The sequence below is a fragment of the Kitasatospora sp. SolWspMP-SS2h genome (genome assembly GCF_003259315.1).
Lineage (GTDB): Bacteria > Actinomycetota > Actinomycetes > Streptomycetales > Streptomycetaceae > Kitasatospora > Kitasatospora fiedleri.
Map to the genome: position 1 here is coordinate 1 of NZ_QLLT01000039.1, position 26,765 is coordinate 26,765.

At 73.3% G+C, this 26,765-nt stretch carries 25 protein-coding genes; 11 read left to right on the forward strand and 14 right to left on the reverse strand.

Annotated elements, in window-relative coordinates:
• Nucleotides 1–334 precede the first annotated feature (334 nt).
• The 4 genes from xerC to K353_RS36680 all read right to left on the reverse strand — a co-directional run bounded on the left by xerC (nucleotide 335) and on the right by K353_RS36680 (nucleotide 7,482).
• Complete coding sequence (gene xerC / locus K353_RS36275; RefSeq protein ID WP_233533944.1) at nucleotides 335–1,426, reverse strand: tyrosine recombinase XerC; 1,092 nt, start codon at nucleotides 1,424–1,426, stop codon at nucleotides 335–337.
• A gap of 575 nt (nucleotides 1,427–2,001) precedes the next feature.
• Nucleotides 2,002–2,397 (reverse strand): zinc-binding dehydrogenase, encoded by a 396-nt coding sequence (locus K353_RS37360; protein WP_158585547.1) that lies wholly within the window; start codon nucleotides 2,395–2,397, stop codon nucleotides 2,002–2,004.
• A gap of 137 nt (nucleotides 2,398–2,534) precedes the next feature.
• Nucleotides 2,535–3,782 (reverse strand): MFS transporter, encoded by a 1,248-nt coding sequence (locus tag K353_RS31100; RefSeq protein WP_233533945.1) that lies wholly within the window; start codon nucleotides 3,780–3,782, stop codon nucleotides 2,535–2,537.
• 343 nt (nucleotides 3,783–4,125) lie between these two features.
• Nucleotides 4,126–7,482 (reverse strand): BTAD domain-containing putative transcriptional regulator, encoded by a 3,357-nt coding sequence (locus K353_RS36680; protein WP_255410784.1) that lies wholly within the window; start codon nucleotides 7,480–7,482, stop codon nucleotides 4,126–4,128.
• Nucleotides 7,483–7,720: 238 nt separating this feature from the next.
• On the opposite strand from K353_RS36680, the gene K353_RS31115 reads away from it, so the two are divergent.
• Nucleotides 7,721–9,010: an NAD(P)/FAD-dependent oxidoreductase gene (locus K353_RS31115; RefSeq protein WP_111556845.1), complete on the forward strand. Its 1,290-nt coding sequence runs from the start codon at nucleotides 7,721–7,723 to the stop codon at nucleotides 9,008–9,010.
• 274 nt (nucleotides 9,011–9,284) lie between these two features.
• Here K353_RS31115 and K353_RS31120 read toward each other — a convergent pair whose 3' ends face one another.
• From K353_RS31120 to K353_RS31145, 6 genes are all read right to left on the reverse strand, one after another.
• Nucleotides 9,285–10,499: a tryptophan dimethylallyltransferase family protein gene (locus K353_RS31120; RefSeq protein WP_233533946.1), complete on the reverse strand. Its 1,215-nt coding sequence runs from the start codon at nucleotides 10,497–10,499 to the stop codon at nucleotides 9,285–9,287.
• 118 nt (nucleotides 10,500–10,617) lie between these two features.
• Complete coding sequence (locus K353_RS31125) at nucleotides 10,618–11,934, reverse strand: cytochrome P450 (protein ID WP_111556847.1); 1,317 nt, start codon at nucleotides 11,932–11,934, stop codon at nucleotides 10,618–10,620.
• A 15-nt stretch (nucleotides 11,935–11,949) separates the two neighbouring features.
• Nucleotides 11,950–12,561: an ATP/GTP-binding protein gene (locus K353_RS31130; RefSeq protein ID WP_111556848.1), complete on the reverse strand. Its 612-nt coding sequence runs from the start codon at nucleotides 12,559–12,561 to the stop codon at nucleotides 11,950–11,952.
• Nucleotides 12,536–12,916, reverse strand: a complete 381-nt coding sequence (locus K353_RS31135; protein ID WP_100837323.1) for a DUF742 domain-containing protein — start codon at nucleotides 12,914–12,916, stop codon at nucleotides 12,536–12,538. The genes K353_RS31130 and K353_RS31135 overlap by 26 nt, the downstream gene beginning before the upstream one ends.
• Nucleotides 12,913–13,314, reverse strand: coding sequence for a roadblock/LC7 domain-containing protein (locus K353_RS31140; RefSeq protein ID WP_033250356.1), 402 nt, complete (start codon nucleotides 13,312–13,314; stop codon nucleotides 12,913–12,915). The genes K353_RS31135 and K353_RS31140 overlap by 4 nt, the downstream gene beginning before the upstream one ends.
• On the reverse strand, nucleotides 13,311–14,579 hold the full coding sequence (locus tag K353_RS31145) for an ATP-binding protein (RefSeq protein WP_111556849.1): 1,269 nt from the start codon (nucleotides 14,577–14,579) through the stop codon (nucleotides 13,311–13,313). The genes K353_RS31140 and K353_RS31145 overlap by 4 nt, the downstream gene beginning before the upstream one ends.
• 491 nt (nucleotides 14,580–15,070) lie before the next feature.
• Here K353_RS31145 and K353_RS31150 point away from each other — a divergent pair, with 491 nt between their 5' ends.
• The gene (locus K353_RS31150) at nucleotides 15,071–15,325 is read left to right on the forward strand and encodes an alpha/beta hydrolase (protein ID WP_111556850.1); all 255 of its coding nucleotides are present in this window, start codon (nucleotides 15,071–15,073) and stop codon (nucleotides 15,323–15,325) included.
• Nucleotides 15,326–15,359: 34 nt separating this feature from the next.
• Here K353_RS31150 and K353_RS31155 read toward each other — a convergent pair whose 3' ends face one another.
• Nucleotides 15,360–16,604, reverse strand: a complete 1,245-nt coding sequence (locus K353_RS31155; protein ID WP_111556851.1) for an LCP family protein — start codon at nucleotides 16,602–16,604, stop codon at nucleotides 15,360–15,362.
• A 220-nt stretch (nucleotides 16,605–16,824) separates the two neighbouring features.
• On the opposite strand from K353_RS31155, the gene K353_RS31160 reads away from it, so the two are divergent.
• From K353_RS31160 to K353_RS31170, 3 genes are read left to right on the forward strand one after another with little or no spacing between them, the layout of a single operon-like run.
• Complete coding sequence (locus K353_RS31160) at nucleotides 16,825–17,928, forward strand: sugar ABC transporter substrate-binding protein (protein ID WP_111556852.1); 1,104 nt, start codon at nucleotides 16,825–16,827, stop codon at nucleotides 17,926–17,928.
• A gap of 32 nt (nucleotides 17,929–17,960) precedes the next feature.
• On the forward strand, nucleotides 17,961–18,743 hold the full coding sequence (locus K353_RS31165) for an ATP-binding cassette domain-containing protein (protein WP_370447686.1): 783 nt from the start codon (nucleotides 17,961–17,963) through the stop codon (nucleotides 18,741–18,743).
• 47 nt (nucleotides 18,744–18,790) lie between these two features.
• The gene (locus tag K353_RS31170; RefSeq protein WP_111556882.1) at nucleotides 18,791–20,059 is read left to right on the forward strand and encodes a sugar ABC transporter permease; all 1,269 of its coding nucleotides are present in this window, start codon (nucleotides 18,791–18,793) and stop codon (nucleotides 20,057–20,059) included.
• Nucleotides 20,060–20,103: 44 nt separating this feature from the next.
• On the opposite strand, the gene K353_RS31175 is transcribed toward K353_RS31170, so the two are convergent.
• The gene (locus tag K353_RS31175) at nucleotides 20,104–20,331 is read right to left on the reverse strand and encodes a hypothetical protein (RefSeq protein ID WP_233533947.1); all 228 of its coding nucleotides are present in this window, start codon (nucleotides 20,329–20,331) and stop codon (nucleotides 20,104–20,106) included.
• A 160-nt stretch (nucleotides 20,332–20,491) separates the two neighbouring features.
• Here K353_RS31175 and K353_RS31180 point away from each other — a divergent pair, with 160 nt between their 5' ends.
• Entirely contained in the window at nucleotides 20,492–21,682 is a 1,191-nt protein-coding gene (locus K353_RS31180) for an ROK family transcriptional regulator (RefSeq protein WP_111556854.1), read from the forward strand.
• A gap of 60 nt (nucleotides 21,683–21,742) precedes the next feature.
• On the opposite strand, the gene K353_RS31185 is transcribed toward K353_RS31180, so the two are convergent.
• Nucleotides 21,743–22,984, reverse strand: coding sequence for an RNA polymerase sigma factor (locus tag K353_RS31185; RefSeq protein WP_111556855.1), 1,242 nt, complete (start codon nucleotides 22,982–22,984; stop codon nucleotides 21,743–21,745).
• Complete coding sequence (locus K353_RS31190; protein ID WP_111556856.1) at nucleotides 22,981–23,334, reverse strand: YciI family protein; 354 nt, start codon at nucleotides 23,332–23,334, stop codon at nucleotides 22,981–22,983. The genes K353_RS31185 and K353_RS31190 overlap by 4 nt, the downstream gene beginning before the upstream one ends.
• A gap of 327 nt (nucleotides 23,335–23,661) precedes the next feature.
• Here K353_RS31190 and K353_RS31195 point away from each other — a divergent pair, with 327 nt between their 5' ends.
• The 5 genes from K353_RS31195 (at nucleotide 23,662) to K353_RS31215 (ending at nucleotide 26,675) form a co-directional block, all read left to right on the forward strand.
• Nucleotides 23,662–24,078, forward strand: coding sequence for a MerR family transcriptional regulator (locus K353_RS31195; protein ID WP_111556857.1), 417 nt, complete (start codon nucleotides 23,662–23,664; stop codon nucleotides 24,076–24,078).
• A 22-nt stretch (nucleotides 24,079–24,100) separates the two neighbouring features.
• A complete protein-coding gene (locus K353_RS31200; protein WP_111556858.1) occupies nucleotides 24,101–24,424 on the forward strand; it encodes a co-chaperone YbbN in 324 nt (107 codons plus the stop codon).
• Between the two features lie 182 nt (nucleotides 24,425–24,606).
• On the forward strand, nucleotides 24,607–25,740 hold the full coding sequence (locus K353_RS31205; RefSeq protein WP_111556859.1) for a hypothetical protein: 1,134 nt from the start codon (nucleotides 24,607–24,609) through the stop codon (nucleotides 25,738–25,740).
• Nucleotides 25,741–25,793: 53 nt separating this feature from the next.
• Nucleotides 25,794–26,216 (forward strand): MarR family winged helix-turn-helix transcriptional regulator, encoded by a 423-nt coding sequence (locus K353_RS31210; protein WP_100837337.1) that lies wholly within the window; start codon nucleotides 25,794–25,796, stop codon nucleotides 26,214–26,216.
• A gap of 42 nt (nucleotides 26,217–26,258) precedes the next feature.
• Nucleotides 26,259–26,675 carry a PPOX class F420-dependent oxidoreductase gene (locus K353_RS31215; RefSeq protein ID WP_199528304.1) on the forward strand — a complete coding sequence of 139 codons (417 nt, stop codon included), beginning with the start codon at nucleotides 26,259–26,261 and terminating at the stop codon, nucleotides 26,673–26,675.
• The last annotated feature ends 90 nt before the right edge of the window (nucleotides 26,676–26,765 follow it).

The window sequence follows — 26,765 nt, forward strand, 5'->3', positions numbered from 1 at the left end:
AGAATCTTCCAGCACGCCCGATGCAGCCCGAACTGGCTGACGTCAGCAGCCAAGGCCGTCCTCACCCTCGAGCTGCAGCGCTGAAAAGGCTCACTGATCGCTCTTCGGGAGATCGTCGGGCTCATGGCGCTGTTCGACTGTCGACTGCGCTGCGGTGGCTGAGGTCGGTGAGGATGCGGTGGTCGAGTTTGACAGCGAGTTCGCGTTGGCGGTTGTCGGCGGAGTGTTGGTAGCCGATGGCTGTGCGTAGGGTGCTCTGGCCCATGCGGACCATGAGGTCCTTGAGGCTGACGCCTTCCTGGGCGAGGAGCGTGTTCCCGGTGTGGCGCAGGTCTTAGAAGGTGAAGTTCTCCGGCAGGCCGGGAACGTCGGCACGGGCTTTGCGAAACGTGCGGCCGAAGGTGGAACGGCGGAAGGGGGCTCCCTTCTCGCCGACGAAGACGAGTCCGAAGGGGCCGGGCTCGGCGTAGCGGTCCATGTGCAGGTGTAGTACTTCGTCGAGGATGGCGGGCAGGTGGACGGTGCGGGTTCCGGCCTCGGACTTGGGGCGGCCAGTGGCGCGCCTGCCGTTGAGGAGTTCGGGCGAGGCGGAAGTGATGCGGATCAGGCGTCGGGCGACCTTGATGTCCTCGCGCCTGAGGGAGGCGAGTTCTTCGGGGCGGAGGGTGGCGAACGCGCCGAGGAGGACGAACAGGCGCCACCGTTCGCCGACGGCGTTGGCGAGCGTGAAGACCTGGGTGACGGTGGCAGTGTGGCGTTCGGCCGGGTGCTCGCTGCCGGCGCCGCGGATGCGGCACGGGTTGCGGGGGAGTGTCTCGTCGTCGGCGACGGCGGTCTCCATGATCGCCTTGAGGAGCCGGTAGGCCTTGGCGGCGATTGATTCGCCGTGCTTGTCCAGTTGTTCGGAGTTCCAGTGCCGGACTTTCGCGAAGGTGATGCGGGTGACGGGGGTGCTGCCGAAGGTAGGCAGGATGCATGCCTTCAGTAGGCGCTGGTAGAGCCCGCGGGTAGTGGCCGCGAGGGGGCGGTTGTCGATCCAGTCCTTGGCGTAGTCCTTGAACAGGACGCCCTTGAGTGGGGAGGTGATGGGTGTGCGGCGGCCGTGGGCGAGGTCAGCCTGAACGAGTGCGAGCCAGGTCAGGGCGTCGAGCTCGGTGGCGAAGGTTTCCGGAGACCGCTGTGTCCGGCCGTTACGGTCGGTGTAGGTCGCGCTCCAGCGGCCTGACCTGTACTGGCGGGCGTTGCCGAAACCGGCGACGTGCCTTCTGCTTGCGAGGCATGGCAGACCTTCCCGGAGGATTCCACCGAGCTCTGGGTCGGTGGAAGGCGGCAGATGACCGGAGCGCCGATACGGCAGTCCGACTGGCCGTGCTGAGGTCTTCTGGCCGTCGATGCTCTTGGCCGGGGAAATGCTCCCCAGTGTCATTGTATGTCGCGTTCATGCCGTATGGCGAGAGCCTTTCGGTCTCATCGCTGCGTGCCCAGGGGAAGTGGAGCGCTGCGGGCATCGATCAGGTAGCCAGCCTGCAGCCTTGCGCACCGAGGAGCGGTCGATGTCTCATGGCCGTTCGGTCGGTTGTGTCGGGGCGCGATCGAGGCGACTCCAAGGCGGCGAATCGAAACGGTTGTGGAGCGTCGTGCGCGACTGTTGCGCGAGTAGGGGCGGTATATCGGGGTCGTCGGCGGTCAAGGGGCCATGATCCACGGCGCTCCGAGCTGGGGCCTGCAAGGCTTGTGACCTGCGGAAATGCCTGATTCGGCACAGAAGATTCCCAAGCTTAGAGCGCGAGTTCGATTCTCGTCACCCGCTCCATGAGAGAGCCCCAGGTCAGCGACCTGGGGCTTCTTCGTTCTCCTCTTCCGGGGAAGGCGGCTTCCCTGCCGGGCTGCCGGATGGTCTCGGTATCCGTGCCGTCGGTGTAGGCGGCCTAGTTTGCGCACACGGCAGGTCCGAGAGCGAGAGCAGGGCCCAGAACCCCGCCGGGGCTGGGCGGGCGGCTACTATCTGCCGGACGGCTCGTCTGGGTGCCCGCTTCGGTGAGAGGCCCCGGGTCGGTGGCCCGGGGCCTCTTCGGTGGCCGGGCGGGGCGGCCGGGGGTAGTGCAGTGCGAGCAGCAGCTTGCCTTTTCCGGTGCCGGTTTCCAGGAGTCGGTGGGCCTCGGCGGCTTCTGCCGGGGGGAGGGCCTCCGTTATGCCGGGTTCGATCCGGCCGGTGGCGAGGAGGCGGAGGGCTCCGGTGAGGTGGCCACCGATTGGGTGGGGGGAGCGGTGGGCCAGATCGACGCCCGCGAAGGCGACCCGCACGGTGACCTGACCGGCGGCCGGTACCGGCTCGGGCGCATCCAGCTCCTCCAGTACTTCGACGCCTCCGTTGACCCGGAATCCGGCGGTTCGCACCTGGTGCCCCCTCGATCGCGGCCCTCCCCGCTGCGGGCCGTGCGGGGACGGGAACCCCGTGGGGCAGTCCGGTGTTCCCGGTGGAAGGGTCGTCGGATGGGTGCTCAACTCGGCTGAGGAGGAACGGCGTTGAAGCGTCAGACCGGGCGGTCCGGGACGCGGGGGAGGGTGCGGATGGGGCGGGTGAGGAGCAGGGCGAGGGGGGTGAGGACGGCGACGAGGGTGCCGGCGGCGAGGACGTGGGAAGTGCCGAAGGCGTGGACGGCGGGGCCGACGAGGGCGGAGCCGAGGGGGTAGAGGCCGACGGAGCCGGCGACTTCGTAGGCGTGGACCCGGTTGAGGACCTCGCCGGGGACCTGGGTCTGGACGGCGGTGGACCACATGACGCCCCAGACGCCGATGCCGGTGCCGACCAGCACCTGGGCGGCGGCGAGCAGCCAGACCGGGGCATGCAGCAGGATGGCGAGGGGGTAGAGGGGGTAGGCGAACATGGCGACCGCGCCGGCGGCCAGGGGGCGGCGGGGCTTGTAGCGGATGGCGAGCAGGCCGCCGGCCACGGTGCCCGCGCCGAGGGCGCAGTTGATCAGGCCGAACGCGGTGGGGCCGTGGGCGGGGACCACGATGCCTGCGGCGAGCGAGAGTTGGGGGCCCCAGGCCAGGACGGCGTAGCACATCCAGATCAGGACGACGCCCCAGAGCCAGCTGCGGGAGCGGAACTCGTGCCAGCCGACGGCCAGGTTGCGCCAGAGCGAGCGGTCGGCGGGCGGAGCGGGGACGGGCCCCAGGCGGAGCGCGAACAGGCAGGCGGCGCTGGTGGCGTACGCGAGGGCGGAGACCGCCATCACCCACCCCGTGGAGCCGAAGCCGACCAGCACGCCGGCCAGCGCGGGGCCGCCCAGACCGGTCGCGGCCTCGGAGGTGCGCAGGACGCCGTTGGCGCCCTGGACGTCGCGGGAGACCAGCGGGACGGTCGAGGAGGCGCCGGGCTGGAACAGGGCGTTCGCGGTGCCGGCCACCGCGAGCAGCGCGTACAGCTGCCAGAGGTGGTCGATGCCGTGCCAGAAGAGCAGGGCGAGCAGGACGTGCGCGGCCAGGTTGGCCAGGTCGGCGAGGATCATCATCCGGCGGGCGGTGAACCGGTCGGCGAGGACGCCGCCGAACAGCACCAGGCCGGCGAACGGGGCGACCAGGAAGGCCATCGCGTAGCCCGCCGTGTCCAGGCCGTGGCCGGAGGAGAGCAACCCGGCGGAGACGGCGACCGGGAGCATCGCCCAGCTGAGCAGGCCCGCGCTGCGGGCGGTGAAGTAGCGGCGGAAGTTGCGGGACCAGATGGCGGGTTCGGCGGAGGCCACGGCCGCGGGGCGGTCGGTCAGGCTGGCGGGCACGGCGGGGTCGGTCCTTCGGTCGGAGGGAGGAGGGAGGAAGTGGGAGAGAAGGGAGGAAAGGGGGAGAGGGGACGAGGGAGGGAAAGGGGGGGAGGGTCAGGAGGGGGTGGCCGGGGCGGCGCTGCCCATCTCCTGCTGGAGGCGGCGTACGGCGGGGGTGTACGCGAGTCGGTCGTAGCGGCTCAAGGTGTCACCTCGGGATCCGGTCCGGTGCAGTGGGGTTCTCACCGTAAGGAGCCGGGCTCTCCGGGCGGCCGGAGCGGGACCAGAGGGCGGGACGGGGAGGGCGGGGCGCTGAGCTGCGGTGATGTGCGGGGAGCGGAAGTTTCGCGGAACTTCCGGTTCAGCGAAGGGAAGTGCCGCCCGCCGCCCGGACGATCCGCAGCGCCTCCCGGCGGTGCCGGACCGCGTCGGCGGCGCCGGCGCTGGCGGTGCTGGTGCCGGGGCCGGTGCTGAGCGCGGTGGCGGCCAGGGCGAGGGCGAGGCGGGCCCGGACCTCGCCGGGGCGGTGGCCGCTCGCGCGGTGCAGGGCGAGCGCGTCGGTGCCGAGGGCGAGGGCGGCCCGCGGGTCGCCGAGGCGGACCCGGACGCGGGCCAGGACGGTGAGGGCGTCGCCCTCGGGGACCCGGAACTCGGCTTCCCGGGCGAGGACGAGGGCGTGCTCGGCGGTGCGCAGCGCGGCGCGCGGGTCGGTGTCGAGCAGGGCGGCGGCGAGGCCGGTCAGGGCGACGGCCTGCGGGTGGCGGTCGCCCGCGGCCTCGGCCAGGCGCAGGGCCTCGCGGTGGCCGGCGGCCGCCTCGGCGGGACGGTGGGCGCGGGCGTGCGCGGCGGCGAGGGCGAGGTGGGCGTTGGCCTCCAGGGCCCGGTTGCGCACGGTGCGGGCGGCGGCGAGCGCGGTGTGGGCGAGCAACTGTCCGGTGGCGTGGTCGCCGAGGTCGGTGTGGGCGGAGGACAGGCAGGTCAGGGCGACGGCCTCGCTGAACCGGTTGCGGTGCCGCCGGTGCACCGGCAGGGTCTCGCCGATCACCCGGATCGCCTCGCCGGGGCGCCCGAGCGCCCGCTGGACCACGGCCAGGTTGGTCCGGGCGATGGCCTCCCGGTCGGCCGGCCCGTCGAGGCCGGGGGCGGCCGGGCCGAGCAGGCGGGCGGCGTGCGCGAAGTGCTCGGCGGCCTCGGACAGGCGGCCGAGCTTCCCGCAGATCAGGCCCAGCACGGTGATGTCGTCGGGGTGCGGCCCGGCGGACGGGGGCGGTGGCGCGGACGGGCGCGGTGGCACGGACGGGGACACCGCGACGGGTGGGAGCAGGCGCTCCGTCAACTGCCGTGCGGCGGTGAGCTGTCCGGCTTCGCAGGCCCGGACGGCGACGGTGGCCGGCCGGGCGCGGTCGGCCGGTCGGGCGGGACCGGTCGGCTGATCGAGGCCGGTCGAGCCCGGAGGGGCGGCCAGGCCCGGAGGGTCGGGCAGCGGGTGGGCGTCAGCCGACTGGTCGACGTCGGAACCTCGTTCGGCCGGCAGCCCGGCGGCGTACGGGTGGAGCAGGCCGGGCAGCCGGTAGTGGCCGGGGGGTTCTTCCCGGACGAGGTGGGCGTCGGTGAGGCGGGCCAGCAGGGCGGCGGTCTCGGCGGGGGTGGTGGTGGCAAGGGCGGTGGCGGCCTGGGTGGTGAGGCCGGGGGCGGGGGCCCGGCCGAGGAGGCGGAAGAGGTGGCGGGCGGGGGCGGGGAGGGCGCGGTAGGAGCGGTCGAAGGCGGTGCGCAGGCCGGTGTGCGGGTCGTCCGCGAGGTCGAGGCGGGCGAGCAGGCCGGCGTCGGGGCGGGCGGGGGCGTGGTCGGCGAGGGGGCTGTCGGGGGCGGCGGCCAGGTGGGCGGCGGCGAGGCGGAGGGCGAGGGGGAGGCCGCCGCAGGCGTGGACGAGGCGGCGGGTGGCGGCCGGTTCGGCGGCGATCCGGGGGGCACCGAGGACGGTGCCGAGCAGCCGGGTGCCCTCCGCCGGGTCGAGGGCGTCGAGGGTGAGGCGGTGGGCGCCGTTGCCGACCAGCAGGCCGGTGAGGCGGTTGCGGCTGGTGACCAGGACGGCGCAGCCGCGGGCGCCGGGGAGCAGCGGGCGGACCTGGGCGGCGTCCCGGGCGTCGTCGAGGACGATCAGCAGGCGGCGGTCGGCGAGCAGGGTGCGGTAGAGCGCGGCGGCCTCGTCCGGGTCGGCGGGCAGCCGGTCGGGCGGGGTGCCGAGGGCGCGCAGGAAGCGGGCGAGGAGGTCGGCGGGCCGTGCGGCGGGCCGGGTGGAGTGGCCGTGCAGGTCGGCGAAGAGCTGGCCGTCCGGGAAGCGGTCGCGGTGTTCGTGCGCCCAGTGGGTGGCGAGGGCGGTCTTGCCGATGCCGGGCGGGCCGACCACCGTGACGAGCGGGTACGGGTCGGCGGGCCCGGCAGGGTCGGCGGGGACGGCCGGGAGCAGGGCGTCGAGTTCGCGCAGGTACCGGTGGCGGCCGACGAACCGGCCCGGGCCGGACGGGAGTTGGGCGGGCGGCGGGGGGAGGGGCGCCGGGCCGGACGGGGGCCGGGCCGGTGGAGGAGGAGCCGGCCGGGCGGGCAGCTGGCCGCGCAGGACGCGCAGGTGGGCGTCGTGGAGTTCGGGGCCGGGGGTGACGCCGAGCTCCTCGTCGAGGCGGGTGCGCAGGCGGGTGTAGGTGTCGAGGGCGGCGGCCTGTCGGCCGCTCGCGGCGAGGGTGAGGATCAGCCGGGCGTGCAGGCCCTCGTGGAGCGGTTCGAGGTGGGCCAGTTCCCGGAGCGGGTGGACGGCCTGGTCGGCGCGGTGCAGCAGCAGGGCGGTGTCGGCGTGCAGCAGGGCGGCGCGGATTCGCCGTTCGTTGGCGGCGACCGCGGCGGGGTGGCGGCGCAGGGCCGGGTCGGCGTCGGCGAGGACGGGGCCGCGCCACCACCGCAGGGCGCGGGTGAGGTCCCGGTGCGCGGTGTCCGGGTCGGGGGCGTTCCGCAGGGAGGTGGTGCGGGCCAGCAGGTCGTCGAACCGTCCGAGGTCGGTGCGGTGGCGGGGCAGGTCGAGCCGGTAGCCGGTGGGGGTGCGGACGATGCCGGGATGGGCCGGGCGGGCCGGGTGGTCGGGGTCGTCGGAGCTGCCGGGGGTGCTCGGGGCGAGGAGGCGGCGCAGTCGGCCGATGTGGGTGTGGAGCAGGCTCTGCTGCGAGTCGGGCGGTCCGGACGGCCACAGGGTGTCGGTGATCTCCTGCCGGGTGGCGGCGCCGGGGTGGGTGAGGGCGAGCAGTCCGAGCAGGCGGCGCAGGGTGGGGCTGCCGATCGGGACGTTGGCGCGGCCGTGGCGCAGGACGAGCGGGCCGAGCAGCAGCAGCGTCGTCCGACCGCCCTCGGCGGCGCCTGAACCGGAGCCGGAGCCGGAGCCGGAGCCGACTCCTGCGCCGACTCGGACTCCGGCGCCGGTGTTCGCGCCCAGGTCGGTCGCGGCGGCCCGCAGTCCGGCGGCCTGCGGGGCGGTCAGGCCGAGGGCGTCGGCGAGCCGGTGCAGGGTGCGTTCGCGGGGCTGCCGGACCCGGCCGTGTTCGAGGTCGCGCAGGGCCCGGGTGCTGAGTCCGGCGCGGGCGGCGGCGGTCTGCTGGCTGAGCCCGGCCCGGGTGCGCAGCGCGCGCAGCAGCGGGCCGAAGGCGGACCGGTCGGCCGATCCGTGCTCCACCATGCCGCCCGCCCCCTCGTCCCCGGACGATCAGTGTGGAGGGGCCCCGCCGCTCCGGGCAAGGCGCACCCAGGGGAGCCGCCCCGGCGCAGCCGTATCTCCCGGAATCCGAACCGCCCTCCGCAGCGGGCGTGGTGGGCCGGTGGCGGCCCTGGGGGCGATATGTGCCCTGCTTATGCTGGAGGGTCAAGATTGTTGGGGGAGCGGCGAGTTATCTGCTGAGCGATTCATGGAGGTCGCAGTGGGTGTCTGTGTGATCGGCGCGGGGCTGTCGGGGCTGGCGGCGGCGTACGCGTTGCGCGAGCGCGGGCTGGACTTCGTCTGCCTGGAGCGCTCCCCGGGGGTGGGCGGGATCTGGCGTCGGCCGTCGGCGGGCGAGCCGGGTCCGGCGTACCAGGCGCTGCACCTGAACAGCGCCAAGCAGTTGACCGGGTTCGCGGCCTTCCCGATGTCCGACGAGATGCCGCTGTACCCGCGGCACAGCGACGTGGCGGCGTACCTGCGGGAGTTCGCCGAGTGGGCGGGGCTGCTGCCGCACATCGAGTTCCGCACCGAGGTGCTGTCGGTGCGTCAGGACGCGTACGGGGTGTGGACGGTGGTCAGCCGCGGTGCCGCGGGGGTGGAGACCCGGCGGACGTTCGACCAGGTGGTGGTGGCCTCGGGGCACCACAACGTGCCGACGATGCCGAACCCGCTGCCGCCGGGCGCGGAGTCCTTCACCGGGGCGATGCTGCACTCGATGGACTTCATGGACGGCCGGGACTTCACCGGCCAGCGGGTGGTCGTGGTGGGCATGGGCGCGTCCGGGGTGGACATCGCGGCCGACCTGTCGCGGCACGCGGCCCGGACGGTGCTCTCGGCCCGCCGCGGCCTGCACGTCATACCCAAGCAGCTGCACGGCGTATCGGTGGACCTGATCGCCGAGGCGCCCTGGTTCACCGCCAAGTCGCTGGAGGAGCAGCGGGAGTTCGTGGAGCAGGCGCTGGAGGTGGCGCGCGGCCGGATGTCGGACTACGGGCTGCCCGAGCCGGACCACCGGATCTTCTCCTCGGCGGTGACCATCTCGGACGAGATCCTGAGCCGGATCCGGCACGGCGCGGTGCTGCCGAAGCCCGGTATCGCCTCGCTGGAGGGTTCCACCGTCCTTTTCACGGACGGGAGTTGGACGGAGGCGGACGCGATCGTGTTCTGCACCGGCTTCGACTGGCGGTTCCCGTTCCTGCCGGACGGGCACCCGGCCGGCGCGACCGGTCCGGTCCGGCTGTACCGCCGGGTGGTGGCGCCGGAGCTGCCGGGGCTGCTGTTCCTGGGCCTGATCCGCCCGGTGGGGTCGATCACCCGGCTGGTGGAGGCGCAGGCGCAGTGGGTGGCGCGGCTGCTGACGGGGGAGGCGGTGCTGCCCGCGGCGGACGTGATGCGGAAGGAGATCGGCGGGCACCTGGCCGGGATCGAGCGCCGGTACGGCATGTCGACGGGGTCCTCGATCCAGGTGGACGTCGGCTCGTACCTCCGTGAGCTGCGCGAGGCGTAGGCCGCAGTGAGGGTGCGGAGTCGCGCGTGGGCGTGCGGTCCCACGGGCGGTTCCGCCTGCGGCCGCGCCCGACGGTGGCAGGAACGGGAACGACGAAGAGCGGGAACGAAGAGCGGGAAGAGCAAGAGGAGCACGGGAAGAGCAAGGGGCGGCGCCGGGGATGCGGGTACGGACGTGAACGTGAGCGTGAGCGTCGGAGCGGCCACGGACGCGGTGCGGTGCGGCGGTCACAGGGGAGGGGACGGCCGCCGGGAGCCGGTTCGGGCCGGGCGCGTCAGCGCACGTTCGGCGGTCGGACCCGGTACGCCTCGGAGGAGAGGTACGCGGTGATCCGGGGCGTCCGGCCGTGCTGGTGGGCCAGGGCGAGGTAGGAGATCAGGCCGACGCCGTCCTCCAGCGGGCGGGGGGTGAGCGCGCCGAGGGCGTTGCGCAGTCCGGACGGGTCGATGCCGTAGCGGTCGAGCAGGACGACCGCGCGGTCGAGCACCTCGCCGTCGTGCCGGGCGTAGTCGCGGACGGGCACGTACGCGGTGAACGCGCTGGGCACGCCGGTGGTGTCGGTGTAGCCGTGGCAGGTCTGGACGGGGCGCAGGGTGAGCCGGGGGTTGGTGTCGGGGGTGATGCCGGCGGCGGTGCGCAGGAAGGACTCGAGTTCGGCGGGGCCGGGGCCGCCGGGCATCCGGCCGAGGGTGCCGGCGGCGGCGGGGGTGAGTCCGTGGTGGGTGGTGTAGATCTTGAGCCGGGGTTCGGGCCAGTCGCCGAGGTCGAGGGCGAGGAAGAGCAGTTGGTCGCCTTCGGGCAGGTCGCTGTCGGCGTGGTGGTGGCCGAGTCGGCGCAGCGCCGCGCGGACGGTGCGTTCGGCGTGGGCGGCCCCGTGGGCGGCCGGGTTGAGGTAGGCCTTCATCCGGGGGGTGCCGCCGGGGAGCAGCTCCAGGGCGATCCACAGGGAGAACGCCCCCTGCGGCTCGTCCGGGAGGAACAGGTCGGTGACGGTGTCGAGCTGTTCGGTGGAGATGCCCCAGTGTCCGGCGAGGCCGTGCAGGGCGCGCAGGGCGAGGCGGCTGCTCTCGGCGGGGGTGCCGAAGCCGCTGGCGGGTTCGAAGAGGACCCGCAGGGTGGGGGCGCGGTCGGCGGAGAAGGAGAGCGAGAACTCGACCGGGGTGTGGTCGTCGGAGAGGAACGACGGCGTACCGGGGGGGAGGTCGAGGGAGCGGTCGGCGACCGGCCCGAGGGCGGCGTTGACGGCCCGGGCGTAGGCGCCGGACTCCCGGCGGCCCAGTCCGGCGAGTTCGCACAGGGCGAGCAGCTGTCTGGCGGTGTGGGAGCCGATGGTGCGGGTGGCGGCTTTGGACGGGGGCAGCAGTTCGTTCAGGCCGGCCGGGCCGGCGGGGGGGCACGGAAGACGCCCGACGCCCCCCCGACCGCCGGGTATCGGCGGGTGCGAGGGGGCGGTGTACGAAGCCCAGGCGTCCTTGGAGACTCTCTCCACGACACCCTCCTGTTCTCGGTCAGCGGGCAACCGCATATGGCGGAGGCAATTGCGCTGCTGAATACCCGAGCCGATCAATATTCATGCGACGCACGTGACATGAGTACTGTTGTGAAGATCACTTGGAGAGCCAGTTGAGGAACTGGCTCCACCGTCCGGTCTTCTCGGGGGTCTTGGCCGCCACCGGCCGGGCCGGCGCGGCGGCGGGCACCGGACGGGCCGGCTCGACCGGGCTGAACCGGGTGGGGAGCGCGACCAGGCCGCGGTTGAACGGGCCCGGACGCCAGCTCAGGCTGGCCTCGGGGACGGCGAGTTCGATGTCCGGCAGCTTGTTGAACAGGTTCTCGATCGCGGTCATCGCGATCTGCCGCGCCGAGTCCTTGGAGGGGCAGGCGTGCGGGCCGGCGCTCCAGGCCAGGTGCGCCCGGCTGCCGACCTGGCGCTCGCCGGCCAGGATCGGGCTGCGGTTGGCGGCGGCGAACGAGACCAGCATCAGGTCGCCGGCCTTGAACTGCTCGCCGGCGAACTCGGTGTCCATCGCCGGGTAGTGCGGGGCGAGGTTCGCGAACGGCGGGTTCTCCCACAGCGTGTCGTCGATCGCCTCGTCGATCAGGCCGCCCTGGTGGGCGTACGCGTCGTGGGTGAGCAGCCGGTGCAGGGTGGAGCCGATGAAGTTGCCCTCCGGGTCGGTGCCGGCCAGCAGCAGGGCGAGTTGGTGCACGGCCTCCTCGTCGGTGAGCCGCGCCTGGTGCTGCATCAGCCAGGAGGCGACGTCCTCGCCGGGACGGCTGCGCTTGAGCGCGACGAGTTCGCCGACCGCGCCGTACAGCACCTCGGCGGCCTGCTCCGCGTTGATGCCGTCGAACATGCCGGTGATGCCGAACAGCACCCGGTCGCCGATGTCGGCGGGGCAGCCGAACAGCTCGTTGAAGACGAACAGCGGCAGCTGCCGGGCGTAGCCGCCGACCAGGTCGACCGAGCCCCGGTAGCCGAACTGGGCGATCAGGAAGTCGGAGACCTGCTGGGTGACCCGGGACAGCCGGCGGGAGTCGATCCGGGCCATGGTGTCGGTGATGGCCTGGCGCAGCCGCAGGTGCTCGGCGCCGTCGGCGAACATGGCGTTGGGGCGGTGCATGAGGATCGGGACCACCGGGCTGTCCATCGGGACGACGCCCTCGTTGAGCTCGCGCCACCGCCGCCCGTCCTTGCGGAAGGTCGCGGAGTCCTGCAGCAGCTGCAGGGCGGCCGAGTACTCGGTGACCAGGGTGGCGTTCACCCCGGGGGCCAGCTCGACCGGGGCGGTCGGGCCGTAGTGCCGCAGGTAGTCGTAGTACGACTGCGGGTTGGCGGCGAACTCGGCTCCGTACAGCGGCACTCGGCCGCCGTGGGCCGGGCACCCGGGCGGGGGTACCGGGGCGGAAGAGTGAGCGTCCATGGCTGCGTATTGCTCCTAGCTGGCGCGGTCCAGCAAATAGCGGACGAGAGTGGTGAGTGCGGCGGCCGACGACTTCTCGTTGCGCGCGTCGCAGGTGACGACCGGGGTTTCGTCGAGCAGGTCGAGGGCCTCCCGCAGCGCCTTCTCGGCGCGCTCCGGGTTGCCGTCGAAGTGGTTGACGGCGATGGCGTAGTCCAGCCCGTACTGCTCGATCAGGTCGATCACGGGGAAGGAGTCGGCGAGCCGTTCGGGGTCGACCAGGATCAGCGCGCCGAGGGCGCCGCGGGCCATGTCCTCCCACATCTGGACGAAGCGGGTCTGCCCGGGGGTGCCGAACAGGTAGAGCACCACGCGTTCGCTGAGGGTGAGACGGCCGAAGTCCAGGGCGACCGTGGTGGTGGTCTTGCCCTTGACGCCCTTGAGGTCGTCGACGGCCTCGGCGGCCTGGGTCATGGTCTCTTCGGTGGAGAGCGGTTCGATCTCGGAGATCGAGCCGATGAAGGTGGTCTTGCCGACGGCGAAGTGCCCGACGACGAGGATCTTCACGGCGGTCTGGGTGGCACCTCCGGCGACGTAGTCGTCGGTGGTCAGCCCGACCCGGTCATCCGAACTTGCGGTGAAGCCCATTGAGCACCTCCTCCAGAAGGTCCTTGTCGGCGTTCCGGGCCCTCGGGACCGGCGGACGGGTCATCAGGTGGCCGCTCTCGGTGAGCGAGGCCAGGACGATGCGGACCACGCCCAGCGGCAGCCGGGTGTGGCCCGCCACCTCGGCGACCGAGAGGTAGCCGGCCGAGCAGATGTCCAGCAGCCGCTCCTCCTCCGGGGTGAGCCGGTTGGGGCGGCGGCCTTCCTCCGGGGTGGCGGTGACCAGGGTGATCAGGGACAGCTGCTGCTCGTCCGGCAGCTCCCGCCCCTTGGTGATGATGTAGGCGCGGACTAAATCCGCAGGCTCGAACTCGAAGTCCTCGCCGCCGCCCCTCACCTGCGGACCCCGATGTCCTCGCGGGGCGGCGCGGCGAGGAACTTGCCGAGCTGGCCCACGAGCTGCTGCATCCGGAAGGTGATGTCCTGCATGTCGACGTCCGGCAGCGCGGAGACGCCCAGGTAGGCGCCGTCACCGGCGGAGATCAGGAACACCCAGCCGCCGTCGAACTCGACCAGGGTCTGCTGCCAGCGCTGCGTCGGGTTGTCGCAGAAGAAGCCGAGCGAGCGGCTGAGCGACTGGACGCCGCTCATCGCGGCGGCCACCCGGTCGGCGTTGTCCTTGTCGATGTCCCTGGTGCGGGCCATCAGCAGGCCGTCGGCGGAGATCAGGACCGCGTGCAGGGCCCCGGGGATCTCCAGCGCGCTGTCGAGCATCCAAGACAGATCGTCGTTCACGAGAACTCATGCCCTTCACTGCTTGCACCGCGGGTGCTGGTCGTCTGGTTCGCGTCGTCCCGCTGGGTGGCGCGACCGGACCTGGTGCCGCGCTGGAAAGCCCCCAGCATCGCCGCGGTCTGCGCCCCGGAACGGGACGAGGGGGCGGCGGGCGCTGCGGGCGCGCCGTAGGGGGCGGATTCGTTCGTCGGGACGATCGCCATCGGCCGCTTGCGGCGGCGGATCGGCAGCCCGTCCTCGGTGGAGCCGAAGGATTCGGTGGCCGCGGGAGGGACCGCGGCGGGCAGCGCGGCCGGCTGCGCTGCCGGTCGCGCCACGGGGACGGGCGCCGGGGCCGGGGCGGGTGCCTGGCTCTGGACGGCCGCCTGGACGGTCGGGGCGGGCGGCTGGGCGCGCCGCTCCGGCATGTTGGTGAGCAGCTCGTGCGGCAGCAGCAGCACGGAGCGGACACCGCCGTAGGGGGAGCTGGAGTCCACCGAGACCTCGAAGCCGAAGCGCTCGGAGAGCACGCCGATCACGGCGAGGCCGAACTGCGGCGGGTTGCCGAGTCCGCTGACGCCGGTGACCCGCTCGGTGGTCAGCAGCCGTTCGGCGCGGGCCCGTTCCTCGTCGTTCATGCCGACGCCGGCGTCGTCCACCACGATCACCACGCCCTTGGGCACGGTGCGGATGTTGATCTCGACGACGGTGTCGGGGCTGGAGTACGAGGTCGCGTTGTCGAGCAGCTCGGCCAGCGCCAGGGCGACCGGCTCCACCGCGCGGCTGGAGATGCCGAAGTCCACCTGGGAGAGGATCTCCACCCGGCGGTAGTGGCGGATGCGGCCCTGGGCGGAGCGCACCACGTCGTACACCGAGGCGACGTCGCGGTGGCGGCCGAGCCAGCCGCCGCACAGGACGGCGATGGACTGGGCGCGGCGGCCGAACTGGGAGTTGGTGTGGTCGACCTCCAGCAGGTCCTGCAGCATGACGGACTCGCCGTACTTGTCCTGCAGCCGGGAGAGGATCAACTGCTGCTCCGCCGCGAGGCCCTGGAGCGTCCGCATGGCGGACTTCAATACCGTTTTGGTTGCCTCGTCCGCTTGCTCCTGGGCGGAGGCGACCGACTGCGTATAGTGGTGCTCCAGGTCGGTGTAGTGCTCCCGGAGCCCGTCGATCTCCTGTCGGAGTGCCGCTGCTGCCTTGCGCTGGCGGACCACGATGAGGACCGCGGCGGCCAGGACGAGGAAGAGGACCCAGAGCAACGGGTCCGCTGTGTATTTCGTCATAAGACTCTCTTCAGGCGACTGGCGGCCGACTGCTGAATCCCCGTCATCGCAGGGTGAACCCGCCGCTCCCCCAAGCGGGATGATCGTATCATCGGGCGAACAGGTGAACGGTCGCCCAGCCAGGCGTGAAGACCCGTCTGCTCCGGCGTGGACAAGGGTAGTTGGAACCCCAGGTCAGCACCCTGATTGATCGTCAGTACCCGGTCCGACCGGCCCCCCGTGGCCGTCCCACCGCCTCCCACCGGGCCGTTTACCACAGGGCGGGTCTCCGGTGCGGGAGCAACGCCCGAGTTCCCGGGTTTTTCCGACGCCGCGTCAAGGAGCCCTTCATACTGCCCTCCGGCCGGCGCCCGCACGAGACCGCCACGTCGCGCAACCTGCCGTTAAGGTGCGGACACACGATCCACTCCTCCTCCCGCGGGGTCGGCGCCGATCCCCGGCCCTTCCGCGCCGCCGGACCACCGGTCCGCGGCGCCGAGCACGAGGTCTCCATGGAACCCGTCACCTTTGTGCACCTCGTGGGCATCGGCAACTCCGGCCCCGGGCCCTGGCAGCACTACCGGCACACCGCCGACCGCCGCACCGTCCGGGTCGAGCACGACTCCTGGGACCACCCCGACCGCGACGCCCGGGTCGCCGACCTCGTCGAAGCCGGCGACCTCGGCCACATCAATGCCGCCTCCCACCTCGGCACCTGGCCCGAAGGCCGCCGCCCGCTCACCCGCCTCCTCCCGCCCGCCGCCTGACGCCGTCACCGGCGACGGCGGTGCGAGCGGCGGGTCAGCCGTAGGTGAGGTCGGCGCAGGCGTCCTCGTCGGCGGAGCGGGCCTGGCTGACGCTGGTGGGCAGCGGGTCGGTGGGGGCCGGTGGGGTGGTGGCGGTGGTGGCGGGGACGGAAGCGGGTTCGACGGAGGCGGAGACAGAGTCGGAAGCGGGGGCGGGGGCGGACGCGGAGGCGTCCTGCCCGTCCAGGGTGTGGTCGGAGCGCAGCGCGGCCCACAGCCGGTCGGCGTCGGGGTGCACCAGGGCGACCCGTTCGCCCTGGTAGCGCCAGGGGACGGTGAGGAACTTGACGTCGTGCAGGTCGACGTTCTTGAGCGACGTCGCGAAGTCGACCAGCTTGCTCGCGGAGCCGAGTCCCTCGTCCACGGTGAGTGCCTTGGTGGCGGCGTCGGCCAGCGGCAGCAGCGTGGTGGGGTCCATGCCCTGCGCCTTGACCTGCCTGATCAGCGCGGCGAGGAAGGCCTGCTGGCGCTTGGTGCGGCCGATGTCGGAGCCGTCGCCGAGGCCGTGCCGGATCCGGACGTAGTCGAGCGCGGCCTGCCCGGAGACGGTCTGGTGGCCCTGCTTGAACAGCTCCTTGCCGCGCTGTCCGAGGTGGGGGTCCAGGTCGCCCTCGTAGACGGCCCGGGGCAGGCAGACGTCGACGCCGCCGACCGCGGTGGTCATGTCGGCGAAGCCCTTGAAGTCGATCACCAGGGTGTGGTCGATCCGCAGGCCGGTGAGCTTCTCGACGGTGTTCTGGGTGCAGGCCGGGTTGCCCTGTTCGGTGTCGCCGACCGAGAAGGCGCTGTTGAACATCGCGCTGGGCCGGTCCGGGGTCCAGGTCTTGTCGGGCAGCAGGCAGGGCGGGATCTCGACCAGCGAGTCGCGCGGGAGGGAGACCCCGACGGCGTGCCGGTGGTCGGCGTAGACGTGCAGCAGGATCGCGGTGTCCGAGCGGGCGCCGCCGTCCTCCCCGCCGCCGAGGTCCTGGTTGCCGCCCGAGCGGGTGTCGGAGCCGATCAGCAGCAGGTTGACGGGGGTGCGGCCCTCGCCGTCGGCGCCGGCGGCGGGCGGCCGGTCCCGGCTGACGCCGTCGCCGCCGAAGGTGCTCAGGTTGCCGTTGAGCCGGTGGTACAGCAGCCCGCCGGCCAGGACGGCCAGCGAGACGGTGCCGACGGTGGCCCACAGGGCGATCCGCCGCCCCCGTCGGCCGAGGCCGCGTGCACCGTCGTGGCCGGTTCTCTCGTTGCGTACGGACATGACGCCCCCTCACCCCTTGCCGCCGGCCGAACTTCTACAGGGCTGTAGAGGCCGAGCGAAGCATACAAACCCGGACGGGTGCCGTCACACCCCGCCCGCGCACTCCCTCCCGCATGCCCACCGCGGGCCCCGCCACCCGCTCGGAGCAACCCCGATCGTGGCGGACGCCGACCGTTCTCACACTCGGTGACGGGGGCGCCATCGACAGGAAGAGGGCATCATGCACACCGGTCTCCGTCGGATCGCCGTCGCGGCCACCGCGGCCACGCTCGCCGTGGGCCTGGCGGCCTGCGGCAGCGCCAAGCAGTCGTCCGGCTCCCCGGGCTCCTCCGGCAGCGCGAACCAGGCGGTGAAGATCGGTCTGCTGCTGCCGGAGTCCAAGACCACCCGGTACGAGCAGTTCGACCGCCCGCTGATCGAGGCGAAGATCAAGTCGCTGGCGCCCGACGCGCAGATCGACTACTACAACGCCAACCAGGACGCGACGCAGCAGCAGACCCAGGTGGACACCGCGCTGACCAAGGGCGACCAGGTGCTGATCCTGGACGCGGTGGACTCCAAGGCGATCCAGTCCTCGGTGCAGAAGGCGCACGACGCGGGCGTCAAGGTGATCGCCTACGACCGGCTCGCCCAGGGCCCGGTCGACGCCTACGTCTCCTTCGACAACCACAAGGTCGGCGAACTCCAGGGCGAGGCGCTGGTCACGGCGGTCGGCGACAAGGCGGGCAGCGGCCAGATCATCATGATCAACGGTTCGCCGACCGACCCGAACGCCGCCGACTTCAAGGCCGGCGCGCACAGCGCGATCGACGGCAAGCTGAAGATCGGCAAGGAGTACGACACCCCGCAGTGGGACCCGAATACCGCCAACCAGGAGGCCGCCGCCGCGATCACCGCGATCGGCGCCCCGAACGTGGTGGGCGTCTACTCCGCCAACGACGGCATGGCGGCCGGCATCGCCACCGCCCTCAAGGCCGCCAACCTGAACGTCCCGCTGACCGGCCAGGACGCCCAACTCGACGCCGTGCAGCGGATCCTGGCGGGAACCCAGACGATGTCGATCTACAAGCCGTACAAGCCGGAGGCGGACGCGGCCGGCGAGATGGCGGTGCAGTTCGCCCAGGGCAAGAGCCTGGGGTCCTCGCTCAAGCCGACCACCTCGACCAACGGCAGCGGCACCAAGGTCGACTCGCTGCTGATCGCCCCGGTCGTGCTCACTAAGGACAACATCAAGTCCACCGTGATCGCCGACGGCCTGTACACCGCGCAGCAGATCTGCACCCCGGACTACGCCTCGGCCTGCCAGGCCGCCGGAATCCAGTAAGCCGCCCCCGACCGGAAGAGGAGGTGGTCGCGGTGGCGGGTGAGACCGTACTGGCACTGCGGGGGATCTCGAAGCGGTTCGGCGCCGTCCAGGCGCTCACCGGCATCGAACTGGAGGTCCGGGCCGGCGAGGTGCTCGCGCTGGTCGGCGACAACGGCGCCGGCAAGTCGACGCTGGTGAAGACCATCGCCGGGGTCAACCAGCCGGACGAGGGCGTGATCGAGTGGGAGGGGCGGCCGGTGTCCATCCACCGGCCGCAGGACGCCCAGCAGTTGGGCATCGCCACCGTCTACCAGGACCTCGCGCTCTGCGACAACCTGGACGTGGTCGGCAACCTGTTCCTCGGCCGGGAGATCAAGCAGTTCGGGCTGGTCCTGGACGAGGTCGCGATGGAGCAGCGCTCCCGGAAGCTGCTGGACTCGCTCTCGATCCGGATCCCCAGCGTGCGCATCCCGATCGCCTCGCTCTCCGGCGGCCAGCGCCAGGTGGTGGCGATCGCCCGGGCGCTGGTCGGCTCGCCCAGGGTGGTGATCCTGGACGAACCGACCGCCGCGCTCGGCGTCGAGCAGACCGCGCAGGTCCTGGACCTGGTCGAGCGGCTGCGCGACCAGCGCCTCGGGGTGATCCTGATCAGCCACAACATGGCCGACGTGATGGCGGTCGCGGACACCGTCGCGGTGCTGCGGCTGGGCCGCAACAACGGGGTCTTCGACAAGCACTCCACCAACCAGGAGCAGATCATCTCGGCCATCACCGGCGCCACGGACAACGCCGTGACCCGCCGGCGGGCCCGCGGTGAGGGAGGCGAGCGATGAGCGGGGACACCCCGGAGCCCGAACACCACGGGCTGCCCGAGGACGCCATGCCGACCGGCGGCGTCAACGCGCCCGTCCCGGTGGCCGCGGAGGCCACCCCGGCCGTCGACCCGCGGCTGATCGTCCGGCAGGAGGGCCTCAAGGGCTACCTGATTGAGTTCCGGCGGCGGCTGACCAGCGGCGAGCTGGGCTCGGCCCCGGTGGTGGTCGCGCTGGTCGTCATCTGGGCCGTGTTCGGCTCGCTGAACAGCAGCTTCCTGTCGGCGCAGAACCTGTCCAACCTCTCCCAGCAGATCGTCGGCACCGGCATGATCGCGCTGGGCGTGGTGTTCGTGCTGCTGCTCGGCGAGATCGACCTGTCGGTCGGCTCGGTCAGCGGCCTGTGCGCGGCGATCTTCGCGGTCATGAACGTCACGCACGGCGTCAACCAGTGGCTGGCGCTGCTGTCCGCGGTCGCCGGCGGCGCGGTGGTCGGCCTGGTGCAGGGCCTGTTCTTCGCCAAGGTCGGCGTCCCGGCGTTCGTCGTGACGCTGGCCGGCAACCTCGGCTGGAACGGCCTGATGCTCCAGGTCCTGGGCGCCAGCGGCACCGTCAACCTGTCCGGCAAGGACATCGTCTCGCGGCTGTACTCCACCATCTACGGGCAGCAGATCGCCGCCTACGGACTGGCGGCGGCCGGCGTGGTGCTGTTCCTCGGCTCCTCGCTGCTGGACGCCCGGCGGCGGCGGGCGGCCGGCGTCCCCTACCGGGCGCTCACCGACATCCTGGTGCGCAGCGCGGCGCTGGCCGTGGTCGGGTTCCTGGTGGCCTGGACGCTCAACCGGTACAAGGGGCTGCCGCTGGCGCTGCTGGTCTTCGTGGTCTTCGTGGTGGTGCTGGAGTTCGTGCTGCGCCGCACCCCGTACGGGCGGAAGGTGTTCGCGCTGGGCGGGAACATCGAGGGCGCCCGGCGGGCCGGCATCAACGTGTCCCTGGTGCGGATCACGGTGTTCATGATCTGTTCCACCATGGCGGCGATCGGCGGCCTGTTCCTGGCCGCGCAGATCCAGTCGGCCTCGCAGACCTCCGGCGGCGGCAACCTGCTGATGAACGCCATCGCGGCGGCCGTGATCGGCGGCACCAGCCTGTTCGGCGGGCGCGGGTCGACCTGGTCGGCGCTGCTCGGTGCGCTGGTGATCGGCTCGATCCAGTCCGGGATGAACATCCAGGGGCTGAGCAACGCGATCCAGTTCATGATCACCGGTGCGGTGCTGCTGGCCGCGGTGGTGATCGACTCGCTGGCGCGGCGGACCCAGAAGTCGGCCGGGCGGGCCTGAGGCGCGACGGCGGATCCCCCGGCGGCCGGCGGGCCGTCGGGGGATCAGTGCGTGCGGAGCAGTCCCAGGTGGACCACGGTGACCTGGGCCAGGTCCAGGTCGGCGTCGCGCCGGTGTCTGCGGGCCTCGGCCGATTCGGCGCGCTCGATCGCCTCCTGGCGGGCGTCCTCCTCGACGGCGGCGTCCACGATGAACAGGTGGCGGCCGGAGCGGATCTCGTTGGCGTGCGGTATCTCGACGCACCAGCGATGACGGCTCTGGATGGCGTTCATCGGCCTTCCTCTCCCGGCGCGTCCCGCGTACCGGCACATGAGGTGTTGCTAATGCCCTCGACCATAGGTATAGGCCAATTCGTCCGTCAAGAGGACGAGCAGACCGTCAAATAATCCGTTCAGCGGTGAAATCAAGGGGGAGTCCGCTACCGTTCCGTGCATGACAGCCCCCGCCGTCCCGGCCCCCTCGGCCCGCCGCCTGCGCACCCGGGCCACCCTGCTCGCCGTCCTCGGCGAGCACGGCACGCTCAGCCGCGCCGAGATCAGCCGGCTCACCGGGCTCTCCCGCTCCGCCGTCAGCAGCGCCGTCACCGACCTGCTCGACGAGGGGCTCGTCAGCGAGGACGCCACCACCACCGGCCCGCCCGCCGCCGGACGCGGACGCCGCGCCGCCGCCGTCAGCCTGCGCCGCGCGCACGCCCTGGTGCTCGCCTTCGACTTCGGCCACACCCACCTCACCGCCGCCGTCGCCGACACCTCCGGCACCGTCCTCGGCGAGGCCACCGCCCACCTCGACGTCGACAACCACCCGCGCGAGGTCCTCCAGGCCGCCGAGACGCTCGCCGGACAGGCCCTCGACGCCGCCGGACACCGCCTCGACGGGATCACCGCGATCGCCGCCGGCATCCCCGGCGCCCTCGACACCCGCACCAACGTGGTCCGCGCCCCCTCCACCCTCTCCCAGTGGATCGGCATGGACCCCGCCGCCGAACTCGGCCGGGTCTTCGGCCGCCCCGTCACCGTCGGCAACGACGCCGAGATGGGCGCCCGCGGCGAACGCGCCCACGGTGCCGGCGGCACCGTCAACGACCTGATCTACGTCAAGGCGTCCACCGGCATCGGCGCCGGACTCCTGCTCGACGGGCGCCTCTACCGCGGCGCCAGCGGCATCTCCGGCGAGATCGGCCACATCCAGCTCCCCGACACCGGCACCTGGTGCCGCTGCGGCAACCGCGGCTGCCTGGAGTCCGTCGTCTCCATCACCGAGGTCCGCCGCCGACTGGCCCACGTCCTCGCCCCCGGCGCCCGCCCCGGCGAACACGTCGACCTCCCGCCGCTCGACCGGCTCGCCGACGTCCCCGCCGCCGCCCGCGTGATCGGCGAGGCCGGCCGCACCATCGGCCGCGTCCTCGCCGACCTGGTCAACTGCCTCAACCCCGCCGCCATCGTCATCGGCGGCGAACTCGGCCAGGCCGGCGCCCCCCTCGTCCACGGCATCCGCGAATCCGTCGACCGCTACGCCCAGCCCGCCGTGGCCGAGGCCGTCGACATCCGGACCAGCCGCCTCGGCCTGCGCTCCGAGCTCTACGGCGCGATCGACGCGGCGGTCGCCGCTGCGGTCGGCGGCTGAGCGGTCCGGCCGAGCGGCAGGCCGCGGGGACGCCCCGGCGGGGCGCTCGGGGGAGGGCGCTCAGGAGAGGGCGCCGGCGCGTGCGCTGAGGTGGCGGCGTTCCGGGAGGGTGGGCGCCAGGGCGGCGGCGCGGCGGAAGGCGGTGGCGGCCGCGGCGGGGTCGCCGGTGCGAGCGAGGAGTTCGGCGCGGACCGCGTGGTAGCGGTGGTGGCGGTCCAACGCGCCCGCCAGGGCGTCGAGTTCCTTGAGCGCGGGATCCGGGCCGTGCACCTCGGCCAGGGCCACGGCCCGGTTCAGCGCGGGCACCGGGCCGGGGGCGACCCGGAGCAGCAGGTCGTACAGGGCCAGGATCTGCGGCCAGTCGGTGGCCGCCACGTCCGGCGCCTCGTCGTGCAGGGCCGCGATCGCCGCCTGCAACTGGTACGGGCCCACCCGGCCGGCCGGGAGGGCCCGCTCGACCAGGGCGGTGCCCTCCGCGATCGCCGCCGCGTCCCACCGGCCGCGGTCCTGCTCGGCCAGCGGCACCAGCTCGCCGCCCGGGCCGGTCCGGGCCGGACGGCGGGCGTCGGTCAGCAGCATCAGCGCCAGCAGGCCCATCACCTCCGCGTCCTGCGGCAGCAGCCGGTGCAGCAGCCGGGTCAGCCGGATCGCCTCCTCGGACAGCCGGGGGGAGGTCAGGTCGCGGCCCGCGGTGGCGGTGTAGCCCTCGTTGAAGACCAGGTAGAGCACCTGGAGCACCTCGCGCAGCCGCCCGTCCGCCTCGGCCGGGGCCGGGAGCGCGAACGGCAGCCCGGAGGCGCGGATGGTCTGCTTGGCGCGGCTGATCCGCTGCGCCATCGTCGCCTCCGGCACCAGGAACGCCGCCGCGATCTGCGCGGTGCCCAGGCCGCCGACCGCGCGCAGCGTCAGCGCGATCCGGCTCGGCGCGGTCAGCGCGGGGTGGCAGCACAGGAACAGCAGGGCCAGCGAGTCGTCCCGGTCCGCGTCGGGGTCGGCGTCCGCCGGGCGGCCCAGCAGCTCGGACTGCGGGGTCGCCAGGAACAGCCGCTCCTCCCGCTCCCGGCGGGCCCGGTCGGCCCGGACCAGGTCCACCAGCCGGCGCGCGGCCACCGTCACCAGCCAGCCGCGCGGGTTGGCCGGGCGGCCCTCCCGCGGCCACTGCTCGGCCGCCGCGAGCAGCGCCTCCTGCACCGCGTCCTCGCAGGCGTCGAAGGCGCCGGCGTGGCGGTGCAGCAGCGCCGCCAGGACCTGCGGCGCGAGCGCGCGCAGCAGGTCCTGGTCGGCCGGAGCGGTCGGACTCACTTGGCCTCGTGCAGGATCGGCCACAGCTCCACCGGCTCCCGGTCGGCCCACGGCATGTCGGCGGCGATCTCCAGCGCCCGCTCGTCGCTGTCGACGTCGAGCAGGTAGAAGCTCGCCATGTACTCCTTGGTCTCCAGGTAGGGGCCGTCGCTGACCACCGGCAGCCCGTCCTTCCGCCCCACCATCCGGCAGGTCGGGGCGTCGTTCAGCCCGTACGCGCCGATCAGCTCGCCGCTCTCCTGGTAGCGCTTGTTGAACGCGTCCTGCTGGGCGATCGCCTCGGTCCAGCCCTCGGCCGGCAGCGAGTCCCACTTCTCCTGGTTGCCGTAGGTCATCAGCAGGTACTTCACGGGGACCACTTCCTCGGTTCGTTCGTGCGGTGTCGTGCTTGCGTCCAGTGGTCGGAGCGGGGAACGGGTTCTCTACATGCTGCCGGAACTTCTCCGCGGAAATCTTCCCGAGCCGCCCGCCGCACCCCGCCGCCGCGCGCCGGGTGACGGATGACGGGTGGCGGGTGGCGGGTGGCGGGTGACGGGGTCAGGCGGGTGACGGGGTGCATGCCCGGGCGGCGCCGGCCGTGGTCGGTTCGGTCACCGGGCGAGCGCAACGATCACCGCGGGGGGCCGGCGGCGGAAGGGGCTGGCGTTGACGCCGGGGTGAAGGTCTAGCGTCGTGGCATGCGGATCGGCGAGCTGGCACGGCGGGCGGGGACCACCACCCGGGCGCTGCGGTACTACGAGTCGCGGGGGCTGCTGCCCGCGCGGCGCGGCGGGAACGGGTACCGGGCGTACGACGAGGAGGACCTGCGGCTGCTGCGGCAGATCCGGGTGCTCCAGGACTTCGGGTTCGAGCTGGAGGAGACCCGGCCGTTCGTGGAGTGCCTGCGGGCGGGTCATCCGGCGGGTGACTCGTGCCCGGCCTCGCTGGAGGTGTACCGGGCGAAGCTGGCCGAACTGGACGCCGTGGTGGCCCGGTTGAGCGAGGTCCGGGAGGTGCTGGCGGGGCAGCTGGCGCAGGCCGAGGCGGCCCGCGACGCGCTGGCCGGGGAGGCCGACGGGCAGCCGCGCTGCGAGCTGGTCCGCACCGAGGAGTGACGACGACCGACAGGAGGACGCGATGGGTGGCGTGCGCAGGGTGACGGACCGGGACTTCGCCGAGCGGGTGCTGGCGGCCCGGGGGCCGGTGCTGGTGGAGTTCACCGCCGAGTGGTGCCCGCCGTGCCGGCAGCTGGCGCCGGTGCTGGCGGAGCTGGCGGTGGAGCAGGAGGGCCGGCTGGCCGTGGTGGCGCTGGACGTGGACGCGAACCCGGAGACCCGGAACGCGTACGGGGTGCTGTCGATGCCGACGCTGATGGTGTTCCGGGACGGCGAGCCGGTGCGGTCGCTGGTGGGGGCGCGGGCCAAGAGCCGGCTGCTGCGGGAGCTCGACGACCTGCTGTGAGGTCCGACGACCTGCCGTGCGGCCCCGCGCCGGGGGCGGGGAGGGCTCCGCGCCGGGGGTGAGAAAGGCTCCGTGCCGGGGGTGAGGTAGGCCACAGGGCGGGGCGGGGGATGGATGCGGAGCACAGTTGCGTTGTAAAGTGCAACCAAATAATAGTTGCACTTGCCAACCATGGAGCTGTGATGTCCTCGCTGTCAGCGGTGCCCCGCCCCGCCCTGCGGCACGTCCTCACCCACCTGGTCACACCGCTGCTGATGTGCCTGGGCATGGGGATCGCGTACCTCTCCGCCTTCCACGCCCCCGCCCCGCACCAGCTGCCGGTCGCGGTGGTCGGGCAGGGCCCGCAGGCCCAGGTGCTGGCGCAGACCCTGAAGGACGCGGCCGGCGACGGGCTGGACGTCACCACCGTGGCCGACACCGACGCCGCCCGGCACCGGCTGCTCGACCGCGACCTGACCGCCGCGTACGTGCCGGACGCCGACGCGCCCACCCTGCTGGTGGCCACCGCCGGCTCGGAGACCTCGGCGACCGCCGCCGAGAAGGTGTTCACCCAGGTCGCCGCCCACCAGGGCAGGCCGCTGACCGTCCAGGAACTGACCCCGCTGCCGGCCGGCGACCCGACCGGGCAGGGCCTGTTCTTCCTGCTGGTGGCGCTCAGCATCGGCTCCTACGGCTCGGTCGCGGTGCTCGGCGCGGCCGGCGCGGTGCTGGCGATGCGGGTGCGGGCGCTGCTCGGCCTCGGCGTGGCGCTGGTGGTCAGCCTGCTCGGCACGGCGCTGGCCGGACCGGTCTTCCACCTGGTGGACCACGGGCTGCTCGGCGTCTGGGCGATGAGCTGGCTGTACTCGGCGGGCATCGTCGCGATCGGCACCGCCCTGCACACCTTCCTCGGCCGGTGGACCACGCTGACCATGATGGCGCTGTTCGTGATGCTCAACTTCACCAGCTCCGGCGGCATCTTCCAGCCCGAGCTGCAGAACGGCTTCTACGGCGCCCTGCACGCCTTCTGGAACGGCGCGGGCTTCCTGGAGGGCGTCCGCGACCACGTCTACTTCGGCGGCCGGGCCGGGCTCGGCGGCCACGTCGCCACCCTGTTCGCCTGGCTCGCGGCCGGCGCGGCGCTGCTCGTCCCGGCCGCCCGCACCGAGCGCCGCCGGGACCGGGCCGCCGTGCGGCCGGCCGGGCAGCAGCCGGTCGGGCAGCAGCCCGCCGCGGAGCCCACCGCGAAGTCCGCCGACGGGTCCCGTGACGAGTCCCGCGACGAGTCCGCCGAGGACCCGGCCGAGGAGGAGATGGAGGAGGCGGTCGGCGTCTGAGCGCGGCTGCCCCTACCGTGGTCGGCAACACCGCACGACGAAGGAGCCACGCCATGCCCGACCGCGACGCCGCGCTGGAGACCATCCAGCGCGAGCTCACCGCGTTCGCCCGCCGGGCCCGCCACAAGGCAGCCCAGCTGCACCCCGAGCTCTCGCTGGTCACCTACAGCATGCTCGACCTGGTCAAGGAGCGGGGCTCCTGCCGGGCCGCCGACCTGGCGTCGCACTTCATGCTCGACAAGTCCACCGTCAGCCGCCAGGTCGGCGCGCTGGAGCGGCTCGGGCTGCTGGGCCGCCAGGCCGACCCGGACGACCAGCGCGGCCAGCTGCTGCACCTGACGGCGGCCGGCGAACAGCTGCTGGCGGAGGCGTACGAGCAGCGGCGGCGGGCCTTCACCGAGCGCTTCACCTCCTGGGGCGACGAGGACCTGGACCGGTTCGCCGCCTACCTGGTCCGCTACGGCGAGTCCGAGTAGGCGGCCCCGGGGCGAGTTGCGAGGATGGCGGCCATGCCCACCATGACCGAGCCCGAGTGGCGCGCCTTCCTCGCCCACGGCACCCGCACCGGCAAACTCGCCACCACCCGGGCCGACGGCCGCCCGCACCTCGCCCCGATCTGGTTCCTGCTCGACGGCGACGACCTGGTCTTCAACACCGGCCGGGACACCGTCAAGGGCCGCACCCTGCTCCGCGACGGCCGGGCCGCGCTGTGCGTGGACGACGACCGCCCGCCGTTCGCGTTCGTCCTGGTCGAGGGCGTGGCGACGGTCAGCGAGGAACCGGACCGGCTCCGGCACTGGGCGGGCCGGATCGCCGCCCGCTACATGGGCGAGCAGCGCGCCGAGGAGTACGCCGCCCGCAACGGCGTCCCGGGCGAGCTGCTGGTCCGGCTGCGGATCGGCAAGGTCGTCGCGCAGAGCGGCGTCGCCGACTGAACCGGCCGTCCGCCGCCCGTCCGGTCGCCGCCCGGTGGAGCGCCGCCCGCGCTTGACCCTCACGCCGCGTCAGGCCGCAGGCTGGTCGCA

Bases quoted from the DNA above. Each gene is read 5' to 3' on its own strand.
- K353_RS31175 (WP_233533947.1), bottom strand. From the start codon at position 20,331: ATGAACGCCATCCAGAGCCGTCATCGCTGGTGCGTCGAGATACCGCAC.
- K353_RS31130 (WP_111556848.1), bottom strand. From the start codon at position 12,561: ATGGGCTTCACCGCAAGTTCGGATGACCGGGTCGGGCTGACCACCGAC.
- K353_RS31160 (WP_111556852.1), top strand. From the start codon at position 16,825: ATGCACACCGGTCTCCGTCGGATCGCCGTCGCGGCCACCGCGGCCACG.
- K353_RS31155 (WP_111556851.1), bottom strand. From the start codon at position 16,604: ATGTCCGTACGCAACGAGAGAACCGGCCACGACGGTGCACGCGGCCTC.
- K353_RS36680 (WP_255410784.1), bottom strand. From the start codon at position 7,482: ATGGTGGAGCACGGATCGGCCGACCGGTCCGCCTTCGGCCCGCTGCTG.
- K353_RS31195 (WP_111556857.1), top strand. From the start codon at position 23,662: ATGCGGATCGGCGAGCTGGCACGGCGGGCGGGGACCACCACCCGGGCG.
- K353_RS31170 (WP_111556882.1), top strand. From the start codon at position 18,791: ATGCCGACCGGCGGCGTCAACGCGCCCGTCCCGGTGGCCGCGGAGGCC.
- K353_RS31200 (WP_111556858.1), top strand. From the start codon at position 24,101: ATGGGTGGCGTGCGCAGGGTGACGGACCGGGACTTCGCCGAGCGGGTG.
- K353_RS31205 (WP_111556859.1), top strand. From the start codon at position 24,607: ATGTCCTCGCTGTCAGCGGTGCCCCGCCCCGCCCTGCGGCACGTCCTC.
- K353_RS31210 (WP_100837337.1), top strand. From the start codon at position 25,794: ATGCCCGACCGCGACGCCGCGCTGGAGACCATCCAGCGCGAGCTCACC.
- K353_RS31125 (WP_111556847.1), bottom strand. From the start codon at position 11,934: ATGGACGCTCACTCTTCCGCCCCGGTACCCCCGCCCGGGTGCCCGGCC.
- xerC (WP_233533944.1), bottom strand. From the start codon at position 1,426: ATGACACTGGGGAGCATTTCCCCGGCCAAGAGCATCGACGGCCAGAAG.
- K353_RS31215 (WP_199528304.1), top strand. From the start codon at position 26,259: ATGACCGAGCCCGAGTGGCGCGCCTTCCTCGCCCACGGCACCCGCACC.
- K353_RS31145 (WP_111556849.1), bottom strand. From the start codon at position 14,579: ATGACGAAATACACAGCGGACCCGTTGCTCTGGGTCCTCTTCCTCGTC.
- K353_RS31150 (WP_111556850.1), top strand. From the start codon at position 15,071: ATGGAACCCGTCACCTTTGTGCACCTCGTGGGCATCGGCAACTCCGGC.
- K353_RS31180 (WP_111556854.1), top strand. From the start codon at position 20,492: ATGACAGCCCCCGCCGTCCCGGCCCCCTCGGCCCGCCGCCTGCGCACC.